This window comes from Brevibacterium sanguinis (genome assembly GCF_039528855.1).
GTDB lineage: Bacteria > Actinomycetota > Actinomycetes > Actinomycetales > Brevibacteriaceae > Brevibacterium > Brevibacterium sanguinis.
This window is the reverse complement of sequence record NZ_BAAAMB010000004.1, coordinates 91,055-117,121: the sequence shown is the minus strand read 5'-3', so window position 1 is coordinate 117,121 and position 26,067 is coordinate 91,055. Positions and strand designations below refer to the sequence as shown.

22 protein-coding genes are annotated in these 26,067 nt (G+C 68.7%); 6 read left to right on the top strand and 16 right to left on the bottom strand.

Going from position 1 to position 26,067, the window contains the following annotated elements:
• The first annotated feature begins 317 nt into the window (after nucleotides 1-317).
• The 3 genes from ABD154_RS04610 (at nucleotide 318) to ABD154_RS04600 (ending at nucleotide 4,028) form a co-directional block, all read left to right on the top strand.
• On the top strand, nucleotides 318-1,664 hold the full coding sequence (locus tag ABD154_RS04610; RefSeq protein WP_344250377.1) for an LPXTG cell wall anchor domain-containing protein: 1,347 nt from the start codon (nucleotides 318-320) through the stop codon (nucleotides 1,662-1,664).
• Between the two features lie 6 nt (nucleotides 1,665-1,670).
• Nucleotides 1,671-2,777 carry an ABC transporter gene (locus ABD154_RS04605; protein WP_344250375.1) on the top strand — a complete coding sequence of 369 codons (1,107 nt, stop codon included), beginning with the start codon at nucleotides 1,671-1,673 and terminating at the stop codon, nucleotides 2,775-2,777.
• Between the two features lie 291 nt (nucleotides 2,778-3,068).
• On the top strand, nucleotides 3,069-4,028 hold the full coding sequence (locus ABD154_RS04600; RefSeq protein WP_211978598.1) for a hypothetical protein: 960 nt from the start codon (nucleotides 3,069-3,071) through the stop codon (nucleotides 4,026-4,028).
• 106 nt (nucleotides 4,029-4,134) lie between these two features.
• Here ABD154_RS04600 and ABD154_RS04595 read toward each other — a convergent pair whose 3' ends face one another.
• The 3 genes from ABD154_RS04595 to mmsB form a co-directional block, all read right to left on the bottom strand.
• Complete coding sequence (locus ABD154_RS04595; protein ID WP_344250373.1) at nucleotides 4,135-6,150, bottom strand: NHL domain-containing thioredoxin family protein; 2,016 nt, start codon at nucleotides 6,148-6,150, stop codon at nucleotides 4,135-4,137.
• A 136-nt stretch (nucleotides 6,151-6,286) separates the two neighbouring features.
• Nucleotides 6,287-7,018 (bottom strand): YggS family pyridoxal phosphate-dependent enzyme, encoded by a 732-nt coding sequence (locus tag ABD154_RS04590; RefSeq protein ID WP_344250371.1) that lies wholly within the window; start codon nucleotides 7,016-7,018, stop codon nucleotides 6,287-6,289.
• 280 nt (nucleotides 7,019-7,298) lie between these two features.
• Nucleotides 7,299-8,210, bottom strand: a complete 912-nt coding sequence (mmsB, locus tag ABD154_RS04585; protein WP_344250369.1) for a 3-hydroxyisobutyrate dehydrogenase — start codon at nucleotides 8,208-8,210, stop codon at nucleotides 7,299-7,301.
• A 132-nt stretch (nucleotides 8,211-8,342) separates the two neighbouring features.
• Between mmsB and ABD154_RS04580 the strand changes: the two genes are divergently transcribed.
• Nucleotides 8,343-9,218, top strand: a complete 876-nt coding sequence (locus tag ABD154_RS04580; protein ID WP_140954877.1) for a LysR family transcriptional regulator — start codon at nucleotides 8,343-8,345, stop codon at nucleotides 9,216-9,218.
• 15 nt (nucleotides 9,219-9,233) lie between these two features.
• On the opposite strand, the gene ABD154_RS04575 is transcribed toward ABD154_RS04580, so the two are convergent.
• From ABD154_RS04575 to rpmB, 7 genes are all read right to left on the bottom strand, one after another.
• On the bottom strand, nucleotides 9,234-9,983 hold the full coding sequence (locus tag ABD154_RS04575; RefSeq protein WP_198499946.1) for a 3-hydroxybutyrate dehydrogenase: 750 nt from the start codon (nucleotides 9,981-9,983) through the stop codon (nucleotides 9,234-9,236).
• Between the two features lie 135 nt (nucleotides 9,984-10,118).
• Nucleotides 10,119-11,474, bottom strand: coding sequence for an MFS transporter (locus ABD154_RS04570; protein WP_269780026.1), 1,356 nt, complete (start codon nucleotides 11,472-11,474; stop codon nucleotides 10,119-10,121).
• Nucleotides 11,475-11,906: 432 nt separating this feature from the next.
• The gene (locus tag ABD154_RS04565) at nucleotides 11,907-13,922 is read right to left on the bottom strand and encodes a bifunctional copper resistance protein CopD/cytochrome c oxidase assembly protein (RefSeq protein WP_344250366.1); all 2,016 of its coding nucleotides are present in this window, start codon (nucleotides 13,920-13,922) and stop codon (nucleotides 11,907-11,909) included.
• Nucleotides 13,923-14,202: 280 nt separating this feature from the next.
• Nucleotides 14,203-14,490: an HU family DNA-binding protein gene (locus ABD154_RS04560; RefSeq protein WP_137824957.1), complete on the bottom strand. Its 288-nt coding sequence runs from the start codon at nucleotides 14,488-14,490 to the stop codon at nucleotides 14,203-14,205.
• A gap of 69 nt (nucleotides 14,491-14,559) precedes the next feature.
• Nucleotides 14,560-14,865 carry a 30S ribosomal protein S14 gene (gene rpsN / locus ABD154_RS04555; protein WP_009376593.1) on the bottom strand — a complete coding sequence of 102 codons (306 nt, stop codon included), beginning with the start codon at nucleotides 14,863-14,865 and terminating at the stop codon, nucleotides 14,560-14,562.
• A gap of 6 nt (nucleotides 14,866-14,871) precedes the next feature.
• The gene (gene rpmG / locus ABD154_RS04550; protein ID WP_035756283.1) at nucleotides 14,872-15,039 is read right to left on the bottom strand and encodes a 50S ribosomal protein L33; all 168 of its coding nucleotides are present in this window, start codon (nucleotides 15,037-15,039) and stop codon (nucleotides 14,872-14,874) included.
• Complete coding sequence (rpmB, locus tag ABD154_RS04545) at nucleotides 15,039-15,275, bottom strand: 50S ribosomal protein L28 (protein ID WP_137824956.1); 237 nt, start codon at nucleotides 15,273-15,275, stop codon at nucleotides 15,039-15,041. Before rpmB ends, rpmG begins: the two co-directional genes overlap by 1 nt.
• A 712-nt stretch (nucleotides 15,276-15,987) precedes the next feature.
• Here rpmB and ABD154_RS04540 point away from each other — a divergent pair.
• Nucleotides 15,988-17,118, top strand: a complete 1,131-nt coding sequence (locus ABD154_RS04540; RefSeq protein ID WP_344250360.1) for a protein kinase — start codon at nucleotides 15,988-15,990, stop codon at nucleotides 17,116-17,118.
• A 561-nt stretch (nucleotides 17,119-17,679) separates the two neighbouring features.
• On the opposite strand, the gene ABD154_RS04535 is transcribed toward ABD154_RS04540, so the two are convergent.
• The 6 genes from ABD154_RS04535 to ABD154_RS04510 form a co-directional block, all read right to left on the bottom strand.
• Nucleotides 17,680-19,113, bottom strand: coding sequence for a dihydrolipoamide acetyltransferase family protein (locus ABD154_RS04535; RefSeq protein WP_344250358.1), 1,434 nt, complete (start codon nucleotides 19,111-19,113; stop codon nucleotides 17,680-17,682).
• A gap of 15 nt (nucleotides 19,114-19,128) precedes the next feature.
• A complete protein-coding gene (locus ABD154_RS04530; RefSeq protein ID WP_140954883.1) occupies nucleotides 19,129-20,103 on the bottom strand; it encodes an alpha-ketoacid dehydrogenase subunit beta in 975 nt (324 codons plus the stop codon).
• Entirely contained in the window at nucleotides 20,103-21,197 is a 1,095-nt protein-coding gene (gene pdhA, locus ABD154_RS04525) for a pyruvate dehydrogenase (acetyl-transferring) E1 component subunit alpha (RefSeq protein WP_249356690.1), read from the bottom strand. Before pdhA ends, ABD154_RS04530 begins: the two co-directional genes overlap by 1 nt.
• A gap of 441 nt (nucleotides 21,198-21,638) precedes the next feature.
• Nucleotides 21,639-23,156: a hypothetical protein gene (locus ABD154_RS04520; protein WP_344250351.1), complete on the bottom strand. Its 1,518-nt coding sequence runs from the start codon at nucleotides 23,154-23,156 to the stop codon at nucleotides 21,639-21,641.
• On the bottom strand, nucleotides 23,153-23,959 hold the full coding sequence (locus tag ABD154_RS04515) for a hypothetical protein (protein WP_344250349.1): 807 nt from the start codon (nucleotides 23,957-23,959) through the stop codon (nucleotides 23,153-23,155). The genes ABD154_RS04520 and ABD154_RS04515 overlap by 4 nt, the downstream gene beginning before the upstream one ends.
• Before the next feature lie 10 nt (nucleotides 23,960-23,969).
• Complete coding sequence (locus ABD154_RS04510; RefSeq protein ID WP_137824949.1) at nucleotides 23,970-24,215, bottom strand: hypothetical protein; 246 nt, start codon at nucleotides 24,213-24,215, stop codon at nucleotides 23,970-23,972.
• A 323-nt stretch (nucleotides 24,216-24,538) separates the two neighbouring features.
• Here ABD154_RS04510 and purB point away from each other — a divergent pair, with 323 nt between their 5' ends.
• Nucleotides 24,539-25,975: an adenylosuccinate lyase gene (purB, locus tag ABD154_RS04505; RefSeq protein ID WP_344250346.1), complete on the top strand. Its 1,437-nt coding sequence runs from the start codon at nucleotides 24,539-24,541 to the stop codon at nucleotides 25,973-25,975.
• Nucleotides 25,976-26,067 lie beyond the last annotated feature (92 nt).

The following is a 26,067-nucleotide window of genomic DNA, read 5'->3' as shown; positions in this document are numbered from 1 at the left end:
CCTCGGTGAGGAGCGACACGCCGTTACTTGGTCACGAAATGATAACGATCGCGGGATTTTTCCTTGATTTCCCTCCGTGTGTCTCCCCACCCGCCTGAGTGAATGCCTTAGAGTTGTGTGCTGTACGAACCCGCGCACGATGGTGCCTTCCTCTTTTCAGCCAAGGAATGCCGGGAGTTCCATCGCCTTTCGCGGGTTGAGATCAACCGAAAGGCATTACTGTGAAGACCTCGCGTCTTGTGCTTGCCCCCGCAGTAGCCGTCGCATTGACAGGTCTCGCAGGCGCTCCGGCGTTTGCGACGACGGAGTCTCCTACGGTGCCCCAGGGCCCGCTCTGCGCCTACGACGGCGCGCAGAACTCGACCGACCCCGAAAACAGCTCGGCGGTCCCCGACAGCTCCACCCCGCAGGCCACCGTGTCCGCAGCCCAGATCACCCGTGCCGACGTCGCGGACAAGACGAAGGGCATCGGCTTCTCCGGCACCGGGTTCACCGCGGATGAGAAGGCGACCGTCACGGTCGTCGGCACCGACGGCACGGAGTACACCCCGCAGACGCAGCTCACCGTCGACGAGAACGGGAAGGTCAACGGCACCTACTACTTCTCGACGACCGAGGGCGCTCAGGTGCCGGTCGGCAAGTACACGCTCTTCCTCACAGACCTCAAGACCGAGAAGGACTCCTCGAAGGTGACCTTCGAGGTCGTCGCCTCGGATGCCGACATCGACGATTCGGGAGCCGGCGGCACCTGCGAGCGTCCGACCGCTCCGGCGCCGTCGACGACGTCCCCGGCCCCGACTGAGACGCCGTCGGAGACCCAGTCGCCGACCGAGACACCGACTCAGACTCCGACCGAGACGCCCACGCAGACGCCGTCCGAGACCGCGTCGCCGACCGAGACGCCCACGCAGACTCCGTCCGAGACCGCATCGCCGACCGAGACTCCCACGCAGTCGCCGACCGAGACGCAGACTCCGCCGCAGACTCCTTCGGAGAGCCCTGAGGAGAGCCCGGCGGAGAGCGAGGAGCCGACGCCGTCCGAGACGGAGTCACAGCCGTCGCCCACCGAGACCGGCACGCCGTCGGAGACCGGCGATCCGTCGCCCTCGTCGAGCGAGGGAACGAACGACGATGAGCAGCCGGCGGCAGCACCGCAGGCCCTCATCATCGATCCCACGGAGATCACCTCGGAAGACTTCCTCAACAAGGGCGTGACCCTCGGCGTCACCGGCGCACAGCCCGGTGAGAAGATCACGATCGTCGTCGAGCACGCCCAGGGCAAGGTCGACCGCTACACGATGTCGAAGGACGCCGACGACGAAGGCAAGGCGACCTTCGGCGTCCAGGCCAAGGTCAAGGCCGTGCTCGGCACGTACAACGTCCGCGTCCAGGCCGAGAGCTTCGACAAGCCCCAGGGCGGTAGCTTCACCGTCGTCACCAACGGCACCGACGTGTCCGAGGACGGCAACGGCTCGGGCTCCGGCGGCGGATCCGGCAGCGGTGACTCCGGCAGCGGCAGCAGCGCCTCGAACGACCTGCCCCGCACCGGTGCCGAACTGACCGGACTCGCGCTCGGCGCGGGACTCCTCGTCGTCGGCGCGGCCGCCGTCGTCATCACCCGTCGTCGCGCCGATGCGGCCGCCGACGATCCTGCGGAGTTCTAAGATCCGTTGAGCACCGAACTGTCCCTGGAGGGGCTGCACCTCGGCAGACGCCCGATCGACCTCGGTCGTCTTCGAGCAGGGACGGTTCTCGGGCTCATGGGCAGCCCGGACAGCATCACCGAGGTGGTGCTGTCCGCGGCGGCCCTGTCAGGCGTCGCGCCTCCCCCACAGATCCCGACCGGATTCCGGTCGGGACGTCTGCGTGTGCGCAGATGGGTGAGAACGTACTTCCGTGCCGCCGGTGCCGATCCCGGGGAGGCGGCACTGGCGGCGGCGTGCACCGAGTTCGGGCTGCCGCCCGAGGCGCTGCGCGGACGTCTCAGCGACCTCGACGCGGGGGCGCGCGCAAAGCTCGTCCTCGCCGCCGCCTGGGCGACGGGCTCCCGGTGGCTGACCTTCATCGATCCCTTCGCGGGCGTGCCCGGCCACATCCGCACCGGCCTGCGGGCACGGCTCGCCGACCTCGCGGCCGCCCAGGGCCGCGGCATCGTCTTCTCCTCTGACACACTCACGGACTTCATCATCGCCGAGGCGGGGGTCGCCGACATCGAGAAGGGCGAACTCGTCGCGTTCGGTTCGCTCGCCTCCGTCGTCAGCGAACCGCGCGGCTCCCTGCCCGCCGAGCTCACCGGGGTCAACATCTGGTCCGGTCTGGCGCGCAAGGGCTGGCTGTCGATCGGCCACTCCGCGGTCCGCGCCCGGACCGAGCTCGACGGGAAGGTCTTCGTCACCCTCTCCTGGCGCAGCGCCCTCGTCTCGCTCGACGAGCACGACCCGGCGTTCACCTCGGCGGCGGTCTTCGAGGCCATCGTCGTCGGACTGCGCGACCGCGGCACCGCGATCCAGGCGAAGCTCTCACCCGTCGACACGGAGATGGGGCTCGCCCTCGACGTCGACCTCGCCGATCTCGCCCGCCTCGGCGGTGGCGGTGCTGATTCGGGCGGTGCCGGCGATTCCGCTGACGGCAGTAGGCCTGACTCCGGTGCCGGCTTCGGGATCCTCCATCCGGGCCTCGGGGCGACGCTCGCGCAGCTGCGCGCCGCGGTCAGGGTCGGCACGCACGTCTTCGTCGAGGTCGACACCTCGGCGCTGCGGGCCTATTCCGTGGAGTGACTCGCCCGTCCGGACCTGGGCCGGGGTGAGCCCGCGCACCGGGGTTGTTCCTGCCGTGATCACGGGCCGCGCTGAACCGCGGTCGAATGGCTCGCGCACCGGGGCCGTGTCTGCCGTGATCGCGAGCCGCGCTGAACCGCTGAGCCGGGCCGCCGCCTCGGCGATCTGGGTGGGATGGGCCGGGGACAGCGACAGGCCGACTGTCCACTAAACTGGATTCGACGCTGTTGCGGTCACCGGTCGGTCTCCGACACGGTCCGCCCCCATCCCCCAAGCCGACGAGGAGAGGCCATGCGCACACCGCGGACACTCCTCATCTCGGCGCTCGTCGTCATCGTCCTCACCGTCGCCTCGGTGCCGCTGCTCAATCTCGCGTTCTACACGCCCGCGCGCACGGTCGAGGCGTACATGCGCGCGATCGAGCAGGGCAATGCCGAACGCGCCTTCTCCTACCTCTCCTCTCCCACTCCGGAGTCGACGCTCGCGCTCAACGGCGACGTCCTCGCCGCGGCCCCCGACCTGCCCCGCGAGGCGAGTGCGGAGACGATCTCGACCGACGGCGACCGGGCGACGGTCAAGCTCAGCTACGTGCTGTCCTCGCAGACGCGGTCGGTCGACCTCACCCTCGTCAAGCTGCCGGCGGCCGCGGGCCTCTTCGATCGGTGGGCGATCGAGCAGGAGGCGTGGCCCACACTCGACCTCGATGTCTCGGGCTCATCGACGGCGACGGTCAACGGCTACAGCGTCTCCGCCGGCACCGTGCCCGTGCTCTTCCCGGCCACCTACCTCGTCGGCTTCGACGCGACGTACCTGACGTCGAAGTCGGAGCGCGCCGAGGTGACCGCCCCCGGCGACACCGCGCAGGTCTCCCTCTCCCCGCAGCCGACCGCGAAGCTCGAGGAGTCCGTGGCGCAGCAGGTCAGCGACTATCTCGCCGGCTGCGTGAAGGCGACGACGCTCATGCCCACGGGCTGCGTGTTCGGGTATGAGACGGACAACGAGATCCTCGGCGACGTCACGTGGTCGATCGTGCGCGAGCCGAAGGTCAGTCTCACGGCCTCCGGCGGCGACCTCGAACTCACTCCGGCCACAGCCGAGGTGCGGATCCAGGGCCGCTACCGCGACATCGTCACCGCGTCCGAGTACGACCTCGATGAGACCCTGTCCTTCGTCTTCGGCGGCTCCGTCGTCGTCCGGGCCTCGCAGGTCCGCGTCGAACCGCGCCGCCTCGGCGAAGTCTCGATCATGTGAGGACGGCGCGGCTGACCGGCTCGTCGGCGCATCCAGGCGCGTGTGTGGACACAGAACCGAGTGAATCGCGACGAACGGCGCGAGATTCCTCGGTTGAATGACCTCGTCAGGCTCCGCGCAGGTCGAGGTCGAGGACGGCCGGAGCCGCCTCGCTCAGCTCGATGGGGATGCCCCAGTCCTGCTGGTAGAGGTGGCAGGCGGCGTGGAGCGGGATCTCCCCGCCGGGTTCGCCGTCGCACGCGGCCGCTCGCGCGGTGACGTGGAGGACGCCCGAGGTGAACTCAGGATCGATGACGATGTCGCGGCTCAGCCCCTCCGCTCCCCCACCGCCGGAGACGATGAGCTCGGGCGGCGTCGACGACACCTGGAGGTACGTCGGGTCGCCCCAGCGGTCGTCGAGCTTCTGACCAGCAGGGACAGTGAAGCTCACGCTGATCGCCACGGGACCGGAGGCGAGTTCGGTCGAGGGCCGCTTGCTCGTCTGCGCTCCCTCATCGACGCGCTGGGCGTCCTTGGGCAGGGTGACGCGGGTGAGCGTGTGGTTCGCCGATTCGACGACGAGGAGTTCGGCGTCGCCGGCAGCGGCGTCGCCGGTGATGGCCGAGTCCGCCTCGGCGTCGCCGGCATGCCCGCCGGTCGCCGGGACGACGAGGATGTCCGAGGGCTCCCGCAGCCCGCGGGCGAGCGTCGTCACCTCGTTCGTCGCGAAGTCGTAGCGGCGGATCGCGCCGTTGTACGTATCGGCGATCGCGAGCGACCCGTCGGGCAGGGTGCGCACGCCCAGCGGATGCTGCAGCCGCGCCTCGGGGGCGGGCCCGTCGCGGAACCCGAAGTCGAAGAGACCGACGCCGACGATCGTGCTCGCCTCGCCGGTGGCCGGGTCGAGGCGGCGGATCGCCGAGGTCTCCGAGTCGGCGACGATGACGTCGCCGTCGGGGTGGAGGTCGAGGCCCGAGGACTGCGCGAACCAGGCGGTCTCGGCGTCGCCGTCGACGAGACCCTCGTTCATCGTGCCCGAGAGCAGGCGGATGCGGCCGCTGACCGGGTCGAACGCCCAGATCGTGTGGTTGCCGGCCATCGCCACGACCACCTCGGCGGTGGAGGGGACGAAGAGGACGTCCCACGGCGAGGACAGCTTGACGTCGAGCGCGGGCCCGTCGTAGCGCCCGAGCGCCCCGTGCGTGCCGCGGACGTTGTCGATCGCGCCGACCATGTGCTGCTCGCCGGTGCCGGCGATCGTCGTCACGGTGCCGGCCTCGAGGTCGATGCCGCGCAGGACGTGATTGACGGTGTCGGCGACGACGAGCTGGTAGCCGACCTGGGAGGCGATGTCGTCGGGGAGGACGGTGATGCCGCCGGGCTCGCTGAACTCGGCGGTTGCGAGGTCGCCGTCGGTGAGTCCGCGGTCTCCCGTGCCGATGCGGCGGACGATGGTGTGGCCGTCGGGGGCGTATTCGACGAGGCTGTGGTGGCCGGAGTCGGCGACGAGGAGGTTGCCCGACGGCAGGACCGTGACCTTGCCCGGGTAGAAGAGCTCGGTCTCCGGTGCCGGCGGGGGCACGTACGGGCCGTCGCCGGAGTGGAGGGTGCCCTTCGCGGAGTGCTCGGCGATGAGGCCCTCGATGATCTCGCCGAGGCCGGCGGCGTGCCCTTCCCCGGAGAGGGTGGCGACGAGGTAGCCCTCGGGGTCGATGACGGCGAGCGTCGGCCACGCGCGGGCCGTGTAGGCCTGCCAGGTGATGAGGTCGGGGTCGTCGAGGACGAGGTGTTCGACCTGGTAGCGCTCGACGGCCTGGTCGACGGCCTCAACGGTGCGCTCGAACTCGAACTTCGGCGAGTGGACGCCGATGATGACGAGCTCGCCCTTGTACTTCTCCTCGAGCGGGCGCAGCTCGTCGAGGACGTGGAGGCAGTTGATGCAGCAGAACGTCCAGAAGTCGAGGAGGACGACCTTGCCGCGCAGGTCGGCGAGGCTGAGGTCCTTGTCACCGGAGTTCATCCAGCGGCGGCCGAGGAGTTCGGGAGCGCGCACCTTGGGTTCGCGCGGGCGGGACGGGGCGGTGGCCTCGGCGGTGGCGTCGTCCGCGGCGGTGGCCGCGGAGCTCTGCGGGCTGGAGTTCATGCGTCCATGGTCTCAGATCCCTCGCCGAGGCGGCAGGGCGGCTGTCATCGTGGGACACAGTGACCGCGTCGATCGGTCGACTGCCGGCGCGTGGTCGACTGCCGGCGCGGGCGGGCAGTTCACGCGGTGGGCCAGCCTACGCGGCCGGGCGGGCACCGAAGACGCTCGAGCCGATGCGGACCATCGTCGCGCCCTCGGCGATCGCGAGGTCGAAGTCGTTGCTCATGCCCATCGACAGTTCGGTCGCAGTCTCCGGCAGGGCACCGGAGTCGATGAGGCGAGCGCTGAGTTCGCGGAGGTCTGAGTAGCTCGGGCGGATCTCCTCCGGCGTCTGACCCGGCAGTCCGATCGTCATGAGACCCCGCAGGCGGAGGCGCTGCAGCGCGCGCACGGCAGTCACCAGCGCCTCGGCGTCCTCCGGCGCGACACCCGACTTCGAGTCCTCACGAGACGTGTTGACCTGGACGAAGACATCGACCGTCCCATCGATGACGCCGAGGCGGTTGTCGATCTTCGTCGCAAGATCGAGGGAGTCGATCGACTGGATGCACTGCGCGTGCCGGAGGGTGTGGTTGACCTTGTTCTTCTGCAGCGGACCGATGAGGTGGGACTCATGGGGCAGGTCGGCGAGGTCGTCGGCCTTCGCGACGAGCTCCTGAACCTTGTTCTCCCCGATGAGACCGAAGCCGTGTTCGAGCGCGACCCGGATCTTCTCCGCCGGCTGGGTCTTGGTCGCGAGCAGGATCTGCACGGCGTCGGCGTCGCGCCCGGAGGCCTGCGCGGCGGCTGCGGTGCGCTCGGCTACCTCGTCGAGGCGGGCGCGGATGTCGGCGGATTCGTCTGCGGTCAGGGTGTCGGTCGAACTCATGCTCCCAGTCTCGCACGAGCGCAGCCGAGCCGCGGCCGTCCAGTCTGTCGGCACCATTGCACGGGCGCTCGACGGTGGTCGCGGGCCTGCGCCGCCCAGGTGCTCATCGTGCGACCCGGATTGCGCGGAGCATCGAGTGCGATTGTGCGCCAGGTTCATGGCGATCTCAGCGCGGAAATCGCCATCAACCCGGCGCACAGTCAGGGTGTCCGCCATGGAGGCGGCGCGCAATCCCGCAACGCGGGTGCGTGTGGACCACCTCAGGCAGCGCGCTGGTCGCTCAGGGCTTCGTCGGCAGGCCGGAAGCCGCGGGGTCGATGTTCTTGATGATCGCCGTCGTGTCGAGTCCCTCGAGGCCTTCGTCGACGAGCTTCTGCAGCTGGGCGTAGACGAGGGAGGCCGCCGGGAGGTCGACGCCCTGGGACTCGGCGCCGGCGAGCGCGAGACCGACGTCCTTGTGCATGAGCGCGGTCGCGAAGCCGGGCTTGAAGTCGTTGTTCGACGCCGCGGTCTCCGTCACGCCGGGCACCGGATACCACGTGCGCAGCGGCCACGAATCGCCCGAGGAGACCTTCGCGATGTCGTAGAACGCCTTCGGATCGAGGCCGAAGCGCTGCGCGAGGACGGCGCCTTCGACGACGCCCTCGAGGCTGATGGCGAGCATCATGTTGTTGACGATCTTCGCCGCCTGACCTGCGGCTTCACCGCCGGCATGGAAGATGTTGCCGGCCATCGGCTCGATGAAGGGCCGCGCCGTCTCGACATCGGCGTCGTCGCCGCCGAGCATGAACGTCAGGGTTCCGGCCTGGGCGCCGGTGACCCCACCGGAGACGGGACCGTCGATGAATCGGAAGCCCGCCTCGGCGGCGTCCTTGTGCAGCTCACGCGCGGAATCGAAGTCGATCGTCGAGGAGTCGACGAGGAGGGTGCTCGTGTCCGCATTCGCGAGCACTCCGTCGTCACCGAGGTAGACGGCGCGGGCATGCTCGCCCTTCGGCAGCATCGTGAAGACGATGTCGGCACCGGCGACCGCCTCGGCGATGGATCTCACCGGGGTGACCCCGTCGGCCGCGGCCGCGGTCACGGCGTCCGGCACCACATCGAAGCCCTTGACCGTGTGTCCGGCCTTGACCAGGTTCGCCGTCATCGGTCGACCCATGTTCCCCAGGCCGATCCATCCAATCGTCGACATCGCATGCCTCCTCGCATCAACTGTTCATGTGTTCCCCTTCACATTACGCCAGCAGCGGGCGCGGGGATCAGCCCGGGAAGGCACCTCTTCCGCACCCGCAATGTGCGCGCACGCAGATAGAATGAGGAGACTATGGCCGCTCACGCACCCACCGGTTCCGGCAGGCAGATCTCACCGGAGGATCTGCTCACCCTGCTCGCCGTCGCGCGGCTGGGGAAGTTCACGGCGGCCGCGCACAGTCTCGGGCTCAACCACACGACCGTGTCCCGGCGGATCGCCGCTCTCGAGAAGGCGTACGGCCAGCGCGTCCTCGTCGCCTCGCCCGACGGCTGGGAGCTGAGCACCGCGGGCCGGCAGCTGCTGCCGATCGCTGAGGACATCGAGGCAGCGCTCGGCCGCATCGACGCCCACGAGACCGCCGCGCTGTCGGGGACCATCCGCCTCGCCTGCCCGCAGGCGTTCGCCCTCGAGTTCGCGGTCCCGGCGCTGACATCCCTGCAGCTGCGCCACCCCGGTCTGCAGATCGAGCTCATCACCGCCACGCAGCGCGCCCGGCAGTACCGGTCGGGCGTCGACATCGAAGTCGTCGTCGGCCGGCCGGACGCCCCGCGCAGCGCCGCCAAGCGGATCCGCGACTATCGTCTCCAGCTCTACGCCTCGCAGGAGTATCTGCGCACGCATCCGCAGCCGCGCACGCTCGACGACCTCGCCGACCACCGCATCGTCTACTACATCGAGAACTCCCTGCAGGTCGACGACCTCGACGAGGCGGCCGCGGAGCTGCCCGCGGGCAAGGGGTTCTTCCGCTCCACCTCGGTGCAGGCGCATGTGCTCGCCACCGCCGGCGGGGTCGGCATCGGGATCCTCCCGGACTTCACGGCGCGCGGGAACAGCCGACTCGTCCAGGTGCTCCCCGAGCTCTTCTCCAAACGCGTGTCCTATTGGGCGTCGGTGCGCCATGAGGCGCTGCGCAGCGCCGGCGTGCGCGCGGTCCTCGAGGTGCTCTGAGCAGCGCGGTTGCTCTCAGGCGGCAGTCCACCCGCCGTCGACGCTGTGGGCGGCCCCGGTGACGACGCCGGCCGCATCGCTGGCGAGGAAGAGGGCGAGGGCGGCGATGTCCTCGGGCTCGGCGAGCCTCGGGACCGCCGCGTGGCCGAGGAACACCTTCTCGAGCACCTCGTCCTCGCTGATCCCGTTCGTCCGCGCCTGCTCGGCGATCTGCCCCTTGACCAGCGGCGTGAGGACGTAGCCGGGATTGATCGCATTGCACGTCACGCCGTGCGGGCCGGCTTCGAGCGCCGTCGTCTTCGTCAGCCCCATGAGCCCGTGCTTGGCGGCGACGTATGCGGACTTGTTCGCCGAGGCGCGCAGCCCGTGGACGGACGAGAGGTTGATGACCCGTCCCCACCCGCGGGCGTACATCGCCGGCAGCGCGGCCTTCGTCAGCACGAACGGCGCCTCGAGCATGAGCGTCATGATGAGCCGCCACTCCTCGAGCGGGAACTCCGTGATCGGGTGGATGCGCTGGATGCCGGCGTTGTTGACGAGGATGTCGACGTCGATGTCGATCCCCTCGAGCGCCGAGGTGTCGGCGAGGTTGACCACCCAGGCCTGCCCGCCGATGGACTCGGCGACGGCGCCGGCTGCATCGGCATCGACGTCGGCGACGGTGACCGCCGCTCCGGCGGCGGCGAACGCCTCGCACATCGCCTTGCCGAGACCGGAGGCGCCGCCCGTGACGAGCGCCCGCTTGCCGGTGAGATCAACAGTCATTCCTCATCCTCTTTCCTCGATCGGGGGTGCTGTCGGCTGCGCCTCCCGGCCCCGCACGGAGCCGTGCCCGGCCGTGGTCGTCGCCCCGCCTCGGCGAGGGGAGGACGACCACAGCCGCTGGCGACGTCTGCCCGCTCAGCCGGCGACGACTCCGCGGCGGACCTTGTCGGCGTGGTCGAGCGAGTGGAGGTCGATGCCCTTCGTCTCGCGCGTGAAGATCAGCGCGACGAGCGAGATGAGCGCCGCCACCGCGAGGTAGATCGCGATCGGGACCGAGGAGTGGAACTCATCGAGGAGCGCGGTCGCGATGATCGGCGCGAAGGAGCCCGCGACGATCGCCGTGACCTGGTACCCGGTCGAGACGCCGGAGTTGCGCATCCGGGTCGGGAACATCTCGGCCATGATCGCCGGCTGGCCGGCGTACATGAACCCGTGGAAGATGAGGCCGAGCAGCAGGGCGAGGAAGATGAGCCCGGGGTTGCCGGTGTCGTACATCGGGAAGGCGAAGAAGCCCCACGACGCGGTGAGGATGATGCCGATCGCGTACGGCGGTTTGCGGCCGATCCGGTCGCCGAGGGCGCCGATCATCGGCACGAGCAGCGCGTGGATCGCATGCGCGCCGAGGAGGAGGCCGAGGATCTCGCTCGCCTCGATCTGGGCGACGACGGCGAGGTAGGTGATCGAGAAGGTGACGACGAGGTAGTAGTGGATGTTCTCCACCAGCCGCAGACCCATCGCGGTGAAGACCTCACGCGGGTAGCGCTTGAAGACGGCCTTGACGCCGTAGTCGACGCCCTCCTCGATCTCCTCGGCCTGGATCTTCTCGAAGATCGGGGCATCGGAGACCCGGGTGCGGATGTAGTAGCCGATGAGGACGATGACCGCCGAGAGCCAGAACGCGATGCGCCAGCCCCAGGAGAGGAAGGCCTCTTCGCTCAGGGTCGCGGTGAGGACGAAGAGGACGCCGGTGGCGAGCAGGTTGCCCAGGGGCACGCCCGACTGCGGCCACGACGACCAGAAGCCGCGCTCCTTGTCCGGGGAGTGCTCGGCGACGAGGAGCACCGCACCGCCCCATTCGCCGCCGACCGCGAAGCCCTGGACGATGCGCAGGAGGACGAGGAGGATCGGCGCGAGGTAGCCGATCTGCCCGAACGTCGGCAGGCAGCCCATGAGGAACGTCGCGGCGCCGACGAGGATGATCGAGAGCTGCAGGAGCTTCTTGCGTCCGAACTTGTCACCGTAGTGGCCGAAGACGATGCCGCCGATGGGACGGGCGATGAAGCCGACGGCGTAGGTCGCGAAGCCGAGCAGGATCGGCGTGAGCGGATTGTCCGACGGCGGGAACAGGATGTGGTTGAACACCAGCGTCGCCGCTGACCCGTAGAGGAAGAACTCGTACCATTCGACGACCGTGCCGGCCATCGACGCGGCGACGACCTTGCGCAGCTGCGCGCGCACCGACTTCCTCTCCGTGGGGCTCTGTGCACTCATGACTCTCCTCGATTTCTCCGATCCGCGCCGCGACTCTGCGGGCTGATCGTGCTGACCTGTCACCGTGTCCGGTGCGGCGGCCGTGGCGAGGGTCTCGGCGATGAGAGCTCTCACGGGCCTGCGCGCACCGTCCTCACCGTGAGCCGGTGATGGCGGTTCCCTCTCAGTGTGCGCCACTTCACAGGCGATTGGGATGCGCAGAGGCGCGAAAACGAGAATTTCCTGTGCATATTCGTGCACAGCGGGTGTGCGTCGTGTGCAGATGAACGCGCCCTCGCCGAGGCGGTCGGACGTCGCGTCCGTCAGCGGAGTCAGGGTGGCGCCGGGACGGCTGCGGCGCCGGAGTGCCGACGCGCTTTGACGTCCCGCCCGTCAGCGCAGGCGCACTGCCGGCGAGGTCATCCGGTCACGAGGACCGGTGACCCGGCGGGGTCAGCTGCGGCGCTGTTCGGCGCGGGAGTCGCTTTCGGCGATCGTCGCGAGCATGTCGTTGTACGCGCGCAGCTCGGCGTCGTTCGTCCGGGCCTCGCGCCGGTCGACCCGTTTGGCTTCGCGATCCGAGGACTTCGACCACTGGAAGGCGACCATGATCGCGAGGAACAGGGTCGGCAGCTCGCCGATGCCCCACGCGATCGCGCCGCCGCGCTGCTGATCCTCGATCGCGGTGTATCCCCAGTCGGTGCCCATGTTGCCGAACCAGTTGCCCTCGATGAGGACTTCGGAGCTGAGCAGGGAGATGCCGAAGAACGCGTGGAAGGCCATCGTGATGAGCAGCGTGAGCAGCCGCAGCGGGTACGGGAACCGCTTGACCCCGGGGTCGACGCCGATGAGCGACTGCGCGAAGAGGTAGCCGGCGCCGAGGAAGTGGAAGATCATCAGCTCGTGCCCGAGGTGGTACTCGAGCGCGTAGCGCATGAGACCCGCGTAGTAGAAGACGACGAGGGAGCCGGCGAAGTTGACGCTCGCGACGACGGGGTTCGCGAGGAACCGCAGGAACGGCGTGTGGACGAGCCAGAGCACCCATTCGCGGATGCCGCGGGAACCGTCGGTGCGCGGGGTCGTCGCCCGCATGAGCATGGTGATCGGCGCACCGAGGACCATGGGGATCGGCACGACCATGACGAGCAGCATGTGCTGGATCATGTGCGCGGAGAACTGCACCTCGCCGTAGACGACGGGGCCGCCGGAGGTGACGTAGATGAGGAGCACCATGCCGACGAGCCAGCAGACGAGGCGCGCGACCGACCAGGAGTCACCTCGGCGCTTGAGATGGATGAACCCGGCGACGTAGGCGATGCCCAGGCCCACGGCGATGACGAGCCACAGCGGGTCGACCGACCATTCGGTGAAGTAGCGGGAGAACGTCGGCTCCGGGGGCAGCGGCTCCCCGGAGAGGATCTCCGAGGGCGTGGGGTTGCCGACCGGCTCCTGGGGCACGGGCGGCTGCGACCGGGCGAGCGCGGCGGCCAGGCCCATGGTCGCGCCGAAGATGACGAACTCGGCGATGATGAGGCGCCAGAACTCCGCCGTCACCGAGGCGACGGTGCCGAGGCGGGCAATGACGTAGCGGCGGTGCCAGAAGCCGATGAGGCCGAGGAGGACCGTGCCGATGACCTTGCCGATGATGACCTGCCCGTAGGGGGTCATGAGGTCGCCGACGGACTGGACGCGCAGGAGCGAGTTGACGACGCCCGAGAACGCGACGAGGACGAACGCGAAGAGCGCGAACGACGAGTACCGGCTGATGATCGTGCTCAGATGCGGTGACTTCGCGAGACGACCGCCGAGAAGGGCGACGACGAGGAGGCCGCCGAGCCAGATCGTGACGCCGAGGAGGTGGAGTCCGATGCTGTTGACGGCCTGGGTGTGGCCCGAGGCCTGCGCGGAGTGGCCCATGAGCGCCATGGGGATCATCACGCCGATGGAGATGAGCCCGGCGAACGCGATGCCCAGGTAGGACCGGGAGCCGAAGCACAGCGTCGAGGCGACGGCGATGAGGACGACGATGAGCGTCCACAGCTGACCGAAGGCGATCTGCGTGACGAAGACGCCGAGCTGGTTGGAGAAGTCGATGTAGGCCTGGGCGCCGACAGTGTCCATGAAGGTGAAGATGAGGACGGCGACCGCGGAGACGGTCCACGCCACCGAGGCGACCTCGGCGATCTTCAGGGACTTCTCCCAGAGCGCGTCGAGCGGCGGCTGGTCGGCCTCGCCGGCCTTCTTCCCGCCCTTGTGCCGCGTGCGACCCTGCGTGCGCGGGAGGATGAGGAGGGCGAAGAGGAGGGACCCGATGGTCACCGACATCGCGACGTTGAAGAGGGACTTGGCCGCGGGAAGCCCGAAGCGGACGACACGGCCGGGGTCGTTGAGCAGCGTCGCCTCGGCGGCGCCGGTGTAGAGCATCGCGAGGAATGCGACGATGAGGCCGACGACCACGACGATGGGCACGGCAGCCCGCGTTGTGAAACCGACGAGCGGTGCAATGATCTTGGAGGTCACTGGTGCCTGCCCGCCGCTGAATCCATAGCCTCAAGGATATCGTCCCGGGGTTCGCCCCTGCCAATTCGCACCCGCCGAGGTGGCGCAGATCTCCCTGGGAATCCGCGCTCAGCGGCACTTGGGGTTCACGGACTCGGTGCCCCGCCTCGGCGAGGGATGCCTCAGCCCGGACAGCAGAAGACCCGGACCGATGATCGATCCGGGTCTTCGTGCGCGTGAAGCGCGAAGGTCACTTCGGGGCGCCGGCGGCAGCCTTGAGCTTCGAACCAGCGGACAGCTTGACGGAGTAGCCGGCCTTGATCTGGATCTCTTCACCGGTCTGCGGGTTGCGGCCCTTGCGAGCGGCACGCTCGGTGCGCTCGACGGAGAGCCAGCCCGGGATGGTGAGCTTCTCGCCCTTGTCGACGACGTCGGAGAAGACATCGAAGACTCCGTCGAGAACATCCGAGACCTGCTTCTGGGTCAGGCCGGACTTCTCGGCAACTTCTGCAACGAGCTCACTGCGGTTCTTAGCCATAAAAGTGTCCTCCTTAGGACAAGTCGGTCGGTTACCGGTCCGTTTTTCCGATAACGAACTTCCTCGAGATTACCAGCTGGACTTCGTGATGCCCGGCAACTCGCCGTCGTGTGCCATTTCGCGGAAGCGGACACGGGAGAGTCCGAACTTGCGCAGGTAGCCGCGGGGGCGGCCGTCAACCTGGTCACGATTGCGCACGCGCACTGGCGAGGCATCGCGAGGAAGCTTCTGCAGGCCGAGGCGTGCTTCTTCACGCTGCTCGTCGGTGCTGTCGGGGTGGGTGAGCTGACGCTTGAGGGCCGCGCGGCGCTCTGCGTAGCGTTCGACGATGACGCGACGCTGCTTGTCGCGGGCGATCTTGGACTTCTTGGCCATGTGCGCTCAGCGCTCCTCTCGGAAATCGACGTGCTTGCGGACGACGGGATCGTACTTCTTGAGCACGATGCGGTCCGGGTTGTTGCGGCGGTTCTTGCGGGTCACGTAGGTGTACCCGGTGCCGGCGGTCGACTTGAGCTTGATGATCGGACGAACGTCTTGTGCCTTCGCCATCAGAGCTTCACTCCCTTGGCAATGAGTTCGGCGACCACGGAGTCGATGCCGCGCACGTCGATGACCTTGATGCCCTTGGCGGACACGTTGAGGGTGACGTTGCGACGCAGCGACGGAACGTAGTAGCGCTTCGTCTGAATGTTCGGGTTGAAGCGGCGCTTGGTGCGGCGCTTCGAGTGGGACACATTGTGTCCGAAACCGGGAACGGCCCCGGTGACTTGGCAGGTTGCTGCCATGACTCTCCTCCAGTTCACAAGTTACCGACTCTCGAAACAAGCCCGAGCTGAACCGGTCGACGGTTCTGGCTCGCTTGCGCCGATGTCGGAAGACATCAACAAATTCTCGCGATGCTGCTGTGCTCACGCGGGCCCGGGCAGGGACGTCGAGGGACGTTCCGGTGGGTCCGAGTCGCAAGCACGCGGCGTTCGCAATGGAAATTGTGTACGCCGAAACAGGCTTGCCCGTTCGGGCGAGATGTCTCACCAGCGCTGAAGCCGTAGCCTGTGAGAGATGGCCGAAGCTGGAGTGCAGCGGTGGGTGAGCACCATGTCGGTCATAGCAGATCCGTCGGGGACGGGCCCGTTACGACACAACAGACATCCAGTTTAGAGACGATCCGGCCTTCAGAGCAAATTCACACGCTCCCCGGATTCGCGGGGCTCGCGCCGAGGCTGCGGGCAGATCGGATCAACGACCGTTGCCGCATGGTGGCGACCGCTGCGCACCCACGTCGCCCGAGTTCGCGCGGATCCCGCGCGCTTCACCGTGGTCGCACGGGTGTTCGCCGTTGTCAGGGGGCCGGCGACGGGCGTCTCGGCGCCGTTCTCAGGGTCCGACCGCCTCGGCGAGGAAGGGCATGCCAGAGCGCCGCGACCGTGTTGAAGACCCACCGAACTCGTGCCAAGGTAAGAAGATGATTGCCACCACATCTGGCACTCTGGAGGACAGATGAGCGACGTTCCACCGAGGCCGCGCATCCGTCCCGCGACCAGTGATGACTGGGATTCGTCCGATCGATCCGGCCGGAGCCCGCAGCCCGGGTCGCAGGGAGCGGATGCCCACTCAGCCGATGCCGAGTTCGACGGTTCGACCTACTACGAATACATCGAACGTCACACCGGTGACCTTCCCCTATCGCGAACTCGTCGGGCCAACGTCTTCGCCCCCGCGGGCAGCTCGCCGTTCCAGGACCATGTCAATGCCGCCGCCAGCGGTGCCCGTGCACGTTCGGTCGGCCATGCAGCCGGCTATGCCCGGCACTCGGGTGCGCCCTCTCAGGGGGCCGGTGTCGGCTCTGACTCAGGCGGGGCAGGGGCCTTCGGGCCCGGCGGTTCCGGGGCGGGCGATTCGAGAGCGGGCGATTCGGGTGCGGCCGGTTCGGGTGCGGCCGGATACGGACCTGGTGGTTATGGTCCCGGCGGCTATGGTCCCCGGGGTTATAGTTCCGGGGGCTACGGCCCGGGGGGTCCGAATTCGGGCATCGGCCAGGCCGTCTCCGACTCCGGCCCGCGCAAGGGATCGGTTACGAAGGTCGTCATCGTCATCGCCGCGATCCTCGCGGTTCTCGCGCTCCTCGGCTATTTCGGAGCGCGCTGGCTCGCCCCCGAATCCGGCACAGTGCCCGTCGACGTCGGCGGCGAGGAATCGGCCTCGGCAGCGCCGACGCCCTCGGACGAACTCGTCCAGCCCACCGGGACCCCGGAGGAGGAGCTCGACGGCTTCGTGAAGTCGGGCACCGAGGCGGCCGCCGGCCTCGAAGGCCAGTGGGTGACCCAGGTGAGCGCGAAGAAGGTCGGGCTCGAGGCCGACGGCAAGACGTGGTCGGCGCAGGACATCCTCGACGAGTTCAAGGCGAACCAGGTGAAGTATCCCGGGTCGATCCTCATCTACAGCGGCGACTGGAGTGCCTACAAGTCCGGCGACTACTGGGTGACGGTCGTCGACACCGGCTACAGCGATGCGAAGCCGGCGCTCGACAAGTGCCGTTCGTGGGGTCTCGACCGCGACCACTGCCTCGCCAAGCGACTCGTCAAGAACGGCGAGTACTCCGAGGACAACAGCGCCTACCTCGACAGCTGACACCACGGCACGTCTCGTGCACAGCGGCACGGACAACCCGCAGCGGCGCGCCCTCCGCGGAGCGTCACGGCCCGGGGAGAGGGCCACGTCCTTCGTGGAACGGCACGCCCTACGCGGAGCATCACAGACTACCCGCAGCAAGACGTCCTACGCTGCGCGGCAATGACAACCCGTGGCTTCGCACGCCCTCCGCTGAGCGGCAAACACTACCCGTGGCTTCGCGCGCACTACGCTGAGCTCCGCAACCGTCGCGTCCACGAGGGGTCTGTGGAGCTCAGGGTAGTGGTCGGCAGAGTCCGCCTCCCCCAGGTGCCAGAATCATCAGCCCCCGGCATTCAGCGACGCACCTGCCGCGAAGCCGGCAACCCGGAACGGCTCGCCCTCCGCTGAGCGGCAAACACAACCCGTGGCTTCGCACGCCCTCCGCTGAGCTCCACATCCGTCGCGTCCACGAGGTGTCTGTGGAGCTGAGGGTAGTGGTCGGCGGAGGCCGCCTCCACCAGGCGAGCGAAGCCGCCCATCACCTCGCGCGCGGGGTGATAGGCGGCTCCAGCATCGCCCTCAGGCCAGGAGGACGCTCGGATCCTCAAGGCCGCGGCCGACGTCGGCGAGGAACTTCGAGATGATCTCGCCGTCGACGACACGGTGGTCGGCGCTCACGGACAGAGTCGTGATCTCACGCGGCACGATCTCGTCGTCGACGACCCACGGCTTCTTCCGCACCTGCCCAAAGGCGAGGATCGCGGCTTCGCCGGGGTTGATGATCGGCGTTCCGGCATCGACGCCGAAGACGCCGACGTTCGTGATGGTGATCGTACCTCCTGCCTGGTCAGCAGGCGGAGTCTTGCCCGAGCGAGCCAGGGCCGTGAGCTCCTGCATCTCCTGCGCCAGCTGCGTGAGGCCCATCGTGTGCGCGTTCTTGATGTTCGGCACGATGAGTCCGCGCGGCGTGGCCGCAGCGATCCCGAGGTTGACGTACTTCTTGACGACGATGTCATCGCCCTCGAGCGTCGAGTTGATCCGCGGGTTCCGCGCAACCGCCCAGGCCACCGCCTTCGCGACGATGAGCAGCGGGGACACGCGCACATCCTCCCCGAGGACCTTCGACGCCTTGAGACGACGGACGAACGCCATCGTCTCGGTGACGTCGACGTCGAGGAATTCGGTGACGTGCGGCATCGTGAACGCCGAGTCGACCATCGCCTTGGCCATCATCTTCACGACGCCCTTGAACGGGATCCGCTCTTCGAGGGCGTCGTTGTCGACACTCGCCGAGGCGGTCGCCCCAGCCGCGGTCGCCCCAGTCACAGCCGGTGCCGCGGTGCCGTCGGCCGCGGCCTGGACATCGGCGCGCGTGACCTCACCGCGGGATCCGGTCGGCGTCACCGATGCGAGGTCGATGCCGAGGTCCTTCGCGAGCTTGCGCACCGGAGGCTTGGCCAGCGGCTTGCCCGCCGAGGCGGTCTCGGCCGACGCAGCCGCACCATCGGACGCGGCCGGCCCGGCTTCAGGCTGCGCGGGCGCAGGCGCGGCGGGAGCGGAAGACTGTGCCGTGCCCGAGGTCTCCGAGGCACCCGACTGCGACGGGGCGACCGCCCCGCCCTTGCGCGGACGGCGCTTCGATGAGGCGGCCTTGGCGCCGTACCCGACGAGGGTGGCACCGCCTTCGTCGTCGCTGGTCACAGCACCGTCAGAGGCCGGGGCGGTCGCCTCGGCGTGCGGTGCGCTCATCGCCTCCGCGCCCGCGCCGGCATCATCGGCACCTCCGAAGCGGATGATCGGGGTCCCGACCTCGACGGTCTGACCCTCCTCGACGAGGAGGGCGCCGACGGTCCCGGCCTGCGGGCTCGGGAGTTCGACGAGGGACTTCGCGGTCTCGATCTCGACGAGGATCTGGTTGACCGTCACCTCGTCGCCGGGTGCCACCTTCCAGGACACGATGTCCGCCTCGGTGAGGCCTTCGCCGACGTCGGGAAGAGGGAATTCGAACGCCATTCTTGCTTCCTTTCGTCAGTAGGCCAGGGCCCGGTCGACACCGTCGAAGATGCGATCGAGATCGGGCAGGTAGTGCTCTTCCATCCGCGAGCCGGGGTACGGCGTGTGGTAGCCGCCGACGCGGATGACCGGGGCTTCGAGGTTGAAGAAGCAGCGCTCGGAGATGCGGGCGGCGATCTCCGACCCGAGGCCGAGGAACGTCGGTGCCTCGTGGGCGACGACGAGGCGACCTGTCTTCTGGACGGACTTCTCGATCGTCGTGAAGTCGATCGGGTTGAGGCTGCGGAGGTCGATGAGCTCGACGCTCTTGCCCTCCTCGGCGGCGGCCGCGACGACATCGGCCGCGGTGGGCACGAGCGGCCCGTAGGCCACGAGCGTGACGTCGGTGCCCTCGGACACGACGCGGGCGTCGTGCATGCCGAGGTCCTTCGCCGAGGTGTCGACGTCCCCGCGCTGCCAGTACCGGCGCTTGGGTTCGAAGAACATCACCGGGTCGTCGCTGCGGATCGCCTCCTGGATCATCCAGTACGCGTCGTTGGCATTCGACGGGCTGATGAGCTTGAGTCCCGCATGGTGGGCGAAGACGGTCTCGGGGCTCTCCGAGTGGTGCTCGGGCGAGCCGATGCCGCCGCCGTAGGGCACGCGGATGACCATCGGGATGCGCTCGTTGCCCAGGGTGCGGTTGTAGAGCTTGGCGACCTGGGTGACGATCTGGTCGTAGGCGGGGAAGATGAACGCGTCGAACTGGATCTCGACGACGGGCCGGTAGCCGCGGATCGCCATGCCGACCGAGGTGCCGACGATGCCGGATTCGGCGAGCGGCGCATCGATGACGCGCTGCGGGCCGAAGTCCTTCTGCAGGCCCTCGGTGACGCGGAAGACGCCGCCGAGCTTGCCGATGTCCTCACCAATGAGGACGACCTTCGGGTCGTCCTCCATGGCCTTGCGCAGACCGGCTGTGATCGCCTTGGAAAGCGGAAGTTTCTCCATCAGGCCTCACCTGCATCGGCGAATGAGGACTGGTACGCGAGGTACTCCGCACGTTCCTCATCGACGAGGGGGTGAGGTTCGGAGGTGACGTGAGCGAACATCTCGACACCGTCGGGGTCTTCCATGGTCATGCAGTTGTGGCGGATGCGCGCGGCGAGCGTGTCCGCCTCGGCGTCGACCTCGGCGAAGAACGACTCATCGGTGTCCGAGTGCTTCTCGAGGTAGGCGCGCAGACGGGTGATCGGGTCGCGGTCGGCCCAGATCTCCTCTTCGGCGCGGTCGCGGTACTTCGTCGGGTCGTCGGCGGTGGTGTGCGCACCGCGACGGTACGTGTAGGCCTCGATGAGCATCGGGCCGTTGCCGGAGCGCACCGAGTCGAGGCTCGCGCGGGCCACGGCGTACATCGCGATGATGTCGTTGCCGTCGACGCGGATGCCGGGCACGCCGAATCCCTCGCCGCGCTTGTAGAGCGGGGCCGGGGTCTGGACGTTCGTCGGCTCGGAGATCGCCCACTGGTTGTTCTGGCAGAAGAAGAGCACGGGGGCGTGGAAGGCGCCGGCGAAGGTCAGCGCCTCCGAGACGTCGCCCTGCGAGGTCGCACCGTCGCCGAAGCACGCGATGGCGACCGTGTCGCGTTCGAGGTCACCGGTGCCGACGTCGCCGTCCATCGACACGCCCATGGCGTAGCCGGCGGCGTGGAGGGTCTGCGAGCCGATGACGATCGTGTACGTGTGGAAGCGGTGCTCCTGCGGGTCCCAGCCGCCGTGGTTCTGGCCGCGGAAGATGCCGAGCAGCGTTTCGGGTTCGACGCCGCGGGTGTACGCGAGGCCGTGCTCACGGTAGGTGGGGAAGACGAAGTCCTGGGGGCGGGCGGCGCGGCCCATGCCGATCTGGGCGGCCTCCTGGCCGAACATCGGGGCCCACAGTCCCAGCTGACCCTGGCGCTGCAGGGCTGCGCCCTCCGCATCGACGCGGCGGACGAGGACCATGTCCCGGTAGAACCCGCGCAGATCCTCATCGGTGAGCTCTGCGGCGAAGGCGTCGTACTCGCCCGAGGCAACGCGGTTGCCGTCCTCGGTGAGCATCTGAATCATGCGAGGCTCCGCTGACTGACTGTGGGCAGTCCCGGATCCCACTGAAATGTTCGAGGTCATTTCAGCTCTCCTTATTCTCAAGGTCCATACAGCACCGGAGGTGACCGGTGGCGGACAGTGTGCTGCGGGCAACGCCTCTGGTGGAAGGAATCGCCCTCGCGTGATCTGATTCACAGGTACCCCTACGATACAGAATCAGGGGTGCCCGTGCCACCGCCAGGGTGCTGTCGGCACCGCTGCGAACCGGTGGTCCGCATCGACGTCGAAATGCATCGGTCGTGGTCAGCCTACGGATGGCACCGATGGCCTGGCGGGCGTCGCCAAAGCCCGGAGGCGGAATTGTCGATCTTCGCCGAGGTGGTTGGGAGTCCGACCACCGCACATGAAAGAGTCGCATGTCGAAGGGTCGCCTGTCAGACGGTGTCGGCAATCCCGTGCCTCTCACCTCCGCTTCCGCTTGCCCTGGTAGTCCCTCGTCTCCGTGATGTCTCCGGAGAAGAACCCGGCGTTGCGGGTGGTGAAGCGCCGCAGAGCCGGGTGTCCGGCACCGACCATGAGGGCCAGGGAGGCCGAGTACGCCGCAGAGGAATGCGCGGCGCCGGCCGAGGAGAACATCTCGTCGAGTTCGGCGTCGGACTTGTCGGCGAGGTTCGGGGCCTTCCGCAGCTCGTCGGGGTCGTAGTCGACGGTGATCGTCGTCCAGCGGTCCCGGGCGGGGTCCTCGTTCCCGTCGAGGTCGGGCACGAGGTCCTGTTCGTGTTCGATGGCGAGCACGTCGACGCTCTCGTCGATGGCGAAGTCGGAGATCGGGGCGCCGACGGTGACGAGTGCCGTGACGTTGACATCAGCGAGGAATGCCGGATCGGCGGCGAGGGAGCCGGCGGTGATGCCGCCCTGGGAGTAGCCGACGAGCATGACCTCGGCGTCGCTGCCGATCCCGGCGTCGGCGATCGCCTGCCGGACCATTTCGCGCATCACGGTGTCGTTGCCGGCCATGCCCTCGACGTTCGTCGTCAGATCCGTCGTGTTATCCCCCGGCTCCGGCGACCAGTCGGTGGTGGCCGGCACGTAGACGATGTAGCGGGTCGTGCCGTCGGGTGACCTCACCTCCTCGATGCGCACCTGTCCCGAGTCGACGCCGCGGTGCTGCGCGGCCTCCCTGCTGTAGAGCTCGGCGACATCGGCCGGCGGCTGCGCATGGGCCGGGGTGAGACCCTCCGCCTTCCACACCTCGACCTCGGAGGGGGTGAGGAGGCCGACGAGGTTCGCCGCGGCGAGCACCCAGGCGGTCATCGATCCGGAGTCGTGGGGCCACAGGGTGGTGTCGCTGTCGACGGCGAGCAGCTGCGGCGGCAGACCGAGGAACCCGACGACCATGCCGGGCAGGACGTGTTCGATGACGGCGCCCGTGGCGTCCGAGTTCTCGAACACGAGGCGGGTGAGGTCCTCCTTGAGCCGATCCGTCGTCTGCGCGAGGTCGATCCCGAACTGTCGCTCGACGAGGTCGTCGGCACCGACCGCGTCGAGGACCGTGGCCGCGGCGTAGACGGGGATCCCGACGACGACCGCCGCGGGGATGACGACGGGCAGGCTGATGGCGATGACACGGCCGGTGACGTAGCCGAGCCCGTCGAGGAGGCCGCCGAAGACCTCGCTCACCCCCTTCTCCGCCTCCCGGTAGGCGAGCGCGGCCGTCCGGATCGCGAGCGTCGTGGCCTCGAGTTCGAGGAGGACGACGGTGAGCTGCTGGTGGTAGACGAGCCGTGCGCGATCGAGGTTGAGGGCGGTCAGCGGCGAGGGCACCTGGGTGAGCAGGGTGGCGAGGTCGAAGTCGGCGACAGCACCGGCGGCATTGAGATCGCCGATGCGCCGGACGATCCGTTCGAGGTCGGTGCCGCTGAGCTCGGCCCGGTCGTCGATCGTCATCCGCCCGCCGCCGCGGGTGCGCGTCGCGATCATCGGGCCGCCTCCTCGGTGCGGCAGAGCTCGGCGAGGGTGGCCGCGATGAGCATCCGCACCGCCTCGGCGCCGACGTCCTCCATCTCAGCCACGGTCACTCCGGCCGTGCCGCGCTCGAGGAGCGGACGGTGCCAGGAGTCGCCCTGCCGGTGGAGGAACTCCATCCCGGACCGGTTCCGCACCCCGGCATACGTGAGGGTGAGGACGCAGTCACCGGTGATGAGGTCGGTGAGCTCCTCACCGACGACGGCGAGATCGGTGATGTCGAGGCGGCGGAGGAACTCGAACCCGGCGAAGTCGGAGAAGTCCGTGCCGCGCAGGGCGAGCATCGCCAGGGCGGTGTCGGCACAGCCGGCGATCTCGAGGGTGAGAGCGGCGTCAGCGCCGCCGACGGCGATGCCGAGCCGGAACCGCGTGAGGTTGAGTTCGCTCGCGAAGCCGGCGAGCCAGGCGGAGAGGACGTCGAGGTCGCGGGGTCGGACGACGTCGGTGGGATGTTCGCGCAGGCCGGCCGCGGTCGGGGTGACGACCATTCCCGCCGAGGCGGTCGCCCGAGATCCGGTGGCGCCGGCACGGTCACCGGTGGGCAGCAGCTGCTTCGGCCACAGACAGCGCAGGCGGTGGGGCAGCCGGCGGATCCGCTCGAGATCGACGGTGATCCACCGGGTGCCGAGCACGCTGTCCTTGGCCGCCGCCCGGTCGTGGTTGAGCACGTGCCGGGACGCGAGCAGCCGCTCGGCGGCGCGGTGTTCCTCGGCACTCCCGTCTGCGGCGTGCCCGTGGCCTGCCTCCGCCACGATCATCCCCTCCCTCTCACAATTGGATCCGTCCGCCGACGGAGACGACCTGCAGATGGAGGTCGTACGCTTCGGCGAGATCGTCGGCCCGGTCGGCGAGGCCCGCGATCGCCTCGGCGCACGAACCGAGCCGGTCGACGAGCATCCGGCCGGCGGGCGAATCCCACCCGTCGATCTGCCGGGCCGCGGTCGCGAGCGAACGCAGCTCATTGGCCCGCTGCCGCCACCCGTCGCGGCTGGCCGCGAGTTCGTCGGTGATCATCGCTCCATCCCCTTCCCCGGCACGAGCCGTGTCCCCGTTGGTCGCGCGAGGCCAGTGCGAGCCGCGCTCCTGTCAGCGGCGCGAGCACCATGCCCGTCCCCTGCACGAGAAGACCTGCACGAGCCCAACGCCCGATCCTGTGCCGGCACCCTAGGAGACCGGAGCGCTTCCGCTGAAGACCCCGCGTCGCCACTGTGGACAGCGACTGAGCGTCCACAGGCCCCACGCACGCGAGTCCCCGCGCCGTCCACAGGCACCGACCCGTGAGTGAGCGGTTCCGTGCCCGTGAGCGGACGGCTCCGGGCCCGTGAGAAAATGAGGTCATGCCGACCGTTTCACTCGCTGAAGTCTCGCCCGCCATCGCCCTCGGACCGCTCGACGGCCGTTACCGCAAAGACACCGCTGACCTCGTCGATCACCTCTCCGAGGCCGCCCTCAACCGCAACCGCATCCGGGTCGAGGTCGAATGGTTCATCCACCTCGCGCAGAACTCCGTGATTCCCGGCGTGCGCACCCTCACCGAGGCGGAGGTCACGGCCCTGCGGAAGTGGGCCGAGGGGTTCGACGCGGATACGATCGCCACACTGGCCGCCCATGAGGCGGTCACCGTGCACGACGTCAAGGCCGTCGAATACACAATCAAGGACGCGCTAGTGGCGATCGGCGCCGAGGACCTGAGCGAACTCGTCCACTTCTGCTGCACCTCGGAGGACATCAACAACCTCTCGTGGGCGCTCGGCATCAAGGGCGCCACCGAGGAGGTCTGGCTCCCCCGCGCCCGTGCCCTCATCGACACCCTCGCCGAGACCGCCGAGAGCCTCGCCGAGGTCCCGATGCTCGCCCACACGCACGGCCAGCCGGCCACCCCGACGACGATGGGCAAGGAGCTCGCCGTCTTCGTCCACCGCCTGCGCCGCCAGTACGAGCGGATCGCCGCGACGGACTTCCTCGGCAAGATCAACGGCGCCACCGGCACGTACTCCGCCCACCTGGCCGCGGTGCCCGGTGCGGACTGGCCGCAGATCGCCCGCACCTTCGTCGAGGGCAGCCTCGACCTCACGTTCAACCCGCTGACCACGCAGATCGAGTCGCACGACTGGGACGCCGAGCTCTTCGCCGACGTCTCCCGGTTCAACCGGATCGCGCACAACCTCGCGACCGACATGTGGACGTACATCTCGATGAACTACTTCAAGCAGATCCCCGTCGCCGGCGCCACCGGCTCGTCGACGATGCCGCACAAGGTCAACCCGATCCGCTTCGAGAACGCCGAGGCGAATCTCGAGCTCTCATCGGCACTGCTCGATTCGCTCGCCGCGACCCTCGTCACCTCGCGGATGCAGCGTGACCTCACGGATTCGACCTCGCAGCGCAACATCGGCGTCGCGTACGGCCATTCGGTGCTCGCGCTGAACAACCTCGTCAAGGGCCTCGGTCAGCTCGCGATCAACGAGGACGCCCTGGCCGCAGACCTCGATGCGAACTGGGAGGTGCTCGGCGAGGCGATCCAGTCGGTGATGCGCGCCGCCGGCCTCCAGGGCGTGCCCGGCATGGAGAACCCGTACGAGAAGCTCAAGGAGCTCACCCGCGGCAAGCGCATCCACCAGGCCGATCTCCAGGAGTTCGTCGCCGGTCTCGGTCTGCCCGCAGAGGAGACGGCCCGTCTCACCGCGCTCACCCCGGCGACCTATGTCGGGCAGGCTGCTCAGCTCGCCCGCGACGAGGTGGCCGCGTGGAAGGCGACGTCTCCCGCCGCCTGAGGGTTCAGCGCCCGTCGCCCCTCACTGAAGAACCGGCAGAAGCGCACATCGCCCGCCACGACGGAACCGGCACGAACGCACATCGCCCGCCA

Excerpts from the sequence above, each read along its gene's own strand:
- rpmG (WP_035756283.1), bottom strand. The coding sequence starts at position 15,039 with ATGGCGAAGGCACAAGACGTTCGTCCGATCATCAAGCTCAAGTCGACC.
- rpmB (WP_137824956.1), bottom strand. The coding sequence starts at position 15,275 with ATGGCAGCAACCTGCCAAGTCACCGGGGCCGTTCCCGGTTTCGGACAC.
- ABD154_RS04575 (WP_198499946.1), bottom strand. The coding sequence starts at position 9,983 with ATGACTGTTGATCTCACCGGCAAGCGGGCGCTCGTCACGGGCGGCGCC.
- ABD154_RS04590 (WP_344250371.1), bottom strand. The coding sequence starts at position 7,018 with ATGAGTTCGACCGACACCCTGACCGCAGACGAATCCGCCGACATCCGC.
- ABD154_RS04520 (WP_344250351.1), bottom strand. The coding sequence starts at position 23,156 with ATGATCGCGACGCGCACCCGCGGCGGCGGGCGGATGACGATCGACGAC.
- ABD154_RS04540 (WP_344250360.1), top strand. The coding sequence starts at position 15,988 with ATGAGCGACGTTCCACCGAGGCCGCGCATCCGTCCCGCGACCAGTGAT.
- pdhA (WP_249356690.1), bottom strand. The coding sequence starts at position 21,197 with ATGATTCAGATGCTCACCGAGGACGGCAACCGCGTTGCCTCGGGCGAG.
- rpsN (WP_009376593.1), bottom strand. The coding sequence starts at position 14,865 with ATGGCCAAGAAGTCCAAGATCGCCCGCGACAAGCAGCGTCGCGTCATC.
- ABD154_RS04530 (WP_140954883.1), bottom strand. The coding sequence starts at position 20,103 with ATGGAGAAACTTCCGCTTTCCAAGGCGATCACAGCCGGTCTGCGCAAG.
- mmsB (WP_344250369.1), bottom strand. The coding sequence starts at position 8,210 with ATGTCGACGATTGGATGGATCGGCCTGGGGAACATGGGTCGACCGATG.
- ABD154_RS04560 (WP_137824957.1), bottom strand. The coding sequence starts at position 14,490 with ATGGCTAAGAACCGCAGTGAGCTCGTTGCAGAAGTTGCCGAGAAGTCC.
- ABD154_RS04515 (WP_344250349.1), bottom strand. The coding sequence starts at position 23,959 with ATGATCGTGGCGGAGGCAGGCCACGGGCACGCCGCAGACGGGAGTGCC.
- ABD154_RS04595 (WP_344250373.1), bottom strand. The coding sequence starts at position 6,150 with ATGAACTCCAGCCCGCAGAGCTCCGCGGCCACCGCCGCGGACGACGCC.
- ABD154_RS04600 (WP_211978598.1), top strand. The coding sequence starts at position 3,069 with ATGCGCACACCGCGGACACTCCTCATCTCGGCGCTCGTCGTCATCGTC.
- ABD154_RS04510 (WP_137824949.1), bottom strand. The coding sequence starts at position 24,215 with ATGATCACCGACGAACTCGCGGCCAGCCGCGACGGGTGGCGGCAGCGG.
- ABD154_RS04580 (WP_140954877.1), top strand. The coding sequence starts at position 8,343 with ATGGCCGCTCACGCACCCACCGGTTCCGGCAGGCAGATCTCACCGGAG.
- ABD154_RS04570 (WP_269780026.1), bottom strand. The coding sequence starts at position 11,474 with ATGAGTGCACAGAGCCCCACGGAGAGGAAGTCGGTGCGCGCGCAGCTG.
- purB (WP_344250346.1), top strand. The coding sequence starts at position 24,539 with ATGCCGACCGTTTCACTCGCTGAAGTCTCGCCCGCCATCGCCCTCGGA.
- ABD154_RS04535 (WP_344250358.1), bottom strand. The coding sequence starts at position 19,113 with ATGGCGTTCGAATTCCCTCTTCCCGACGTCGGCGAAGGCCTCACCGAG.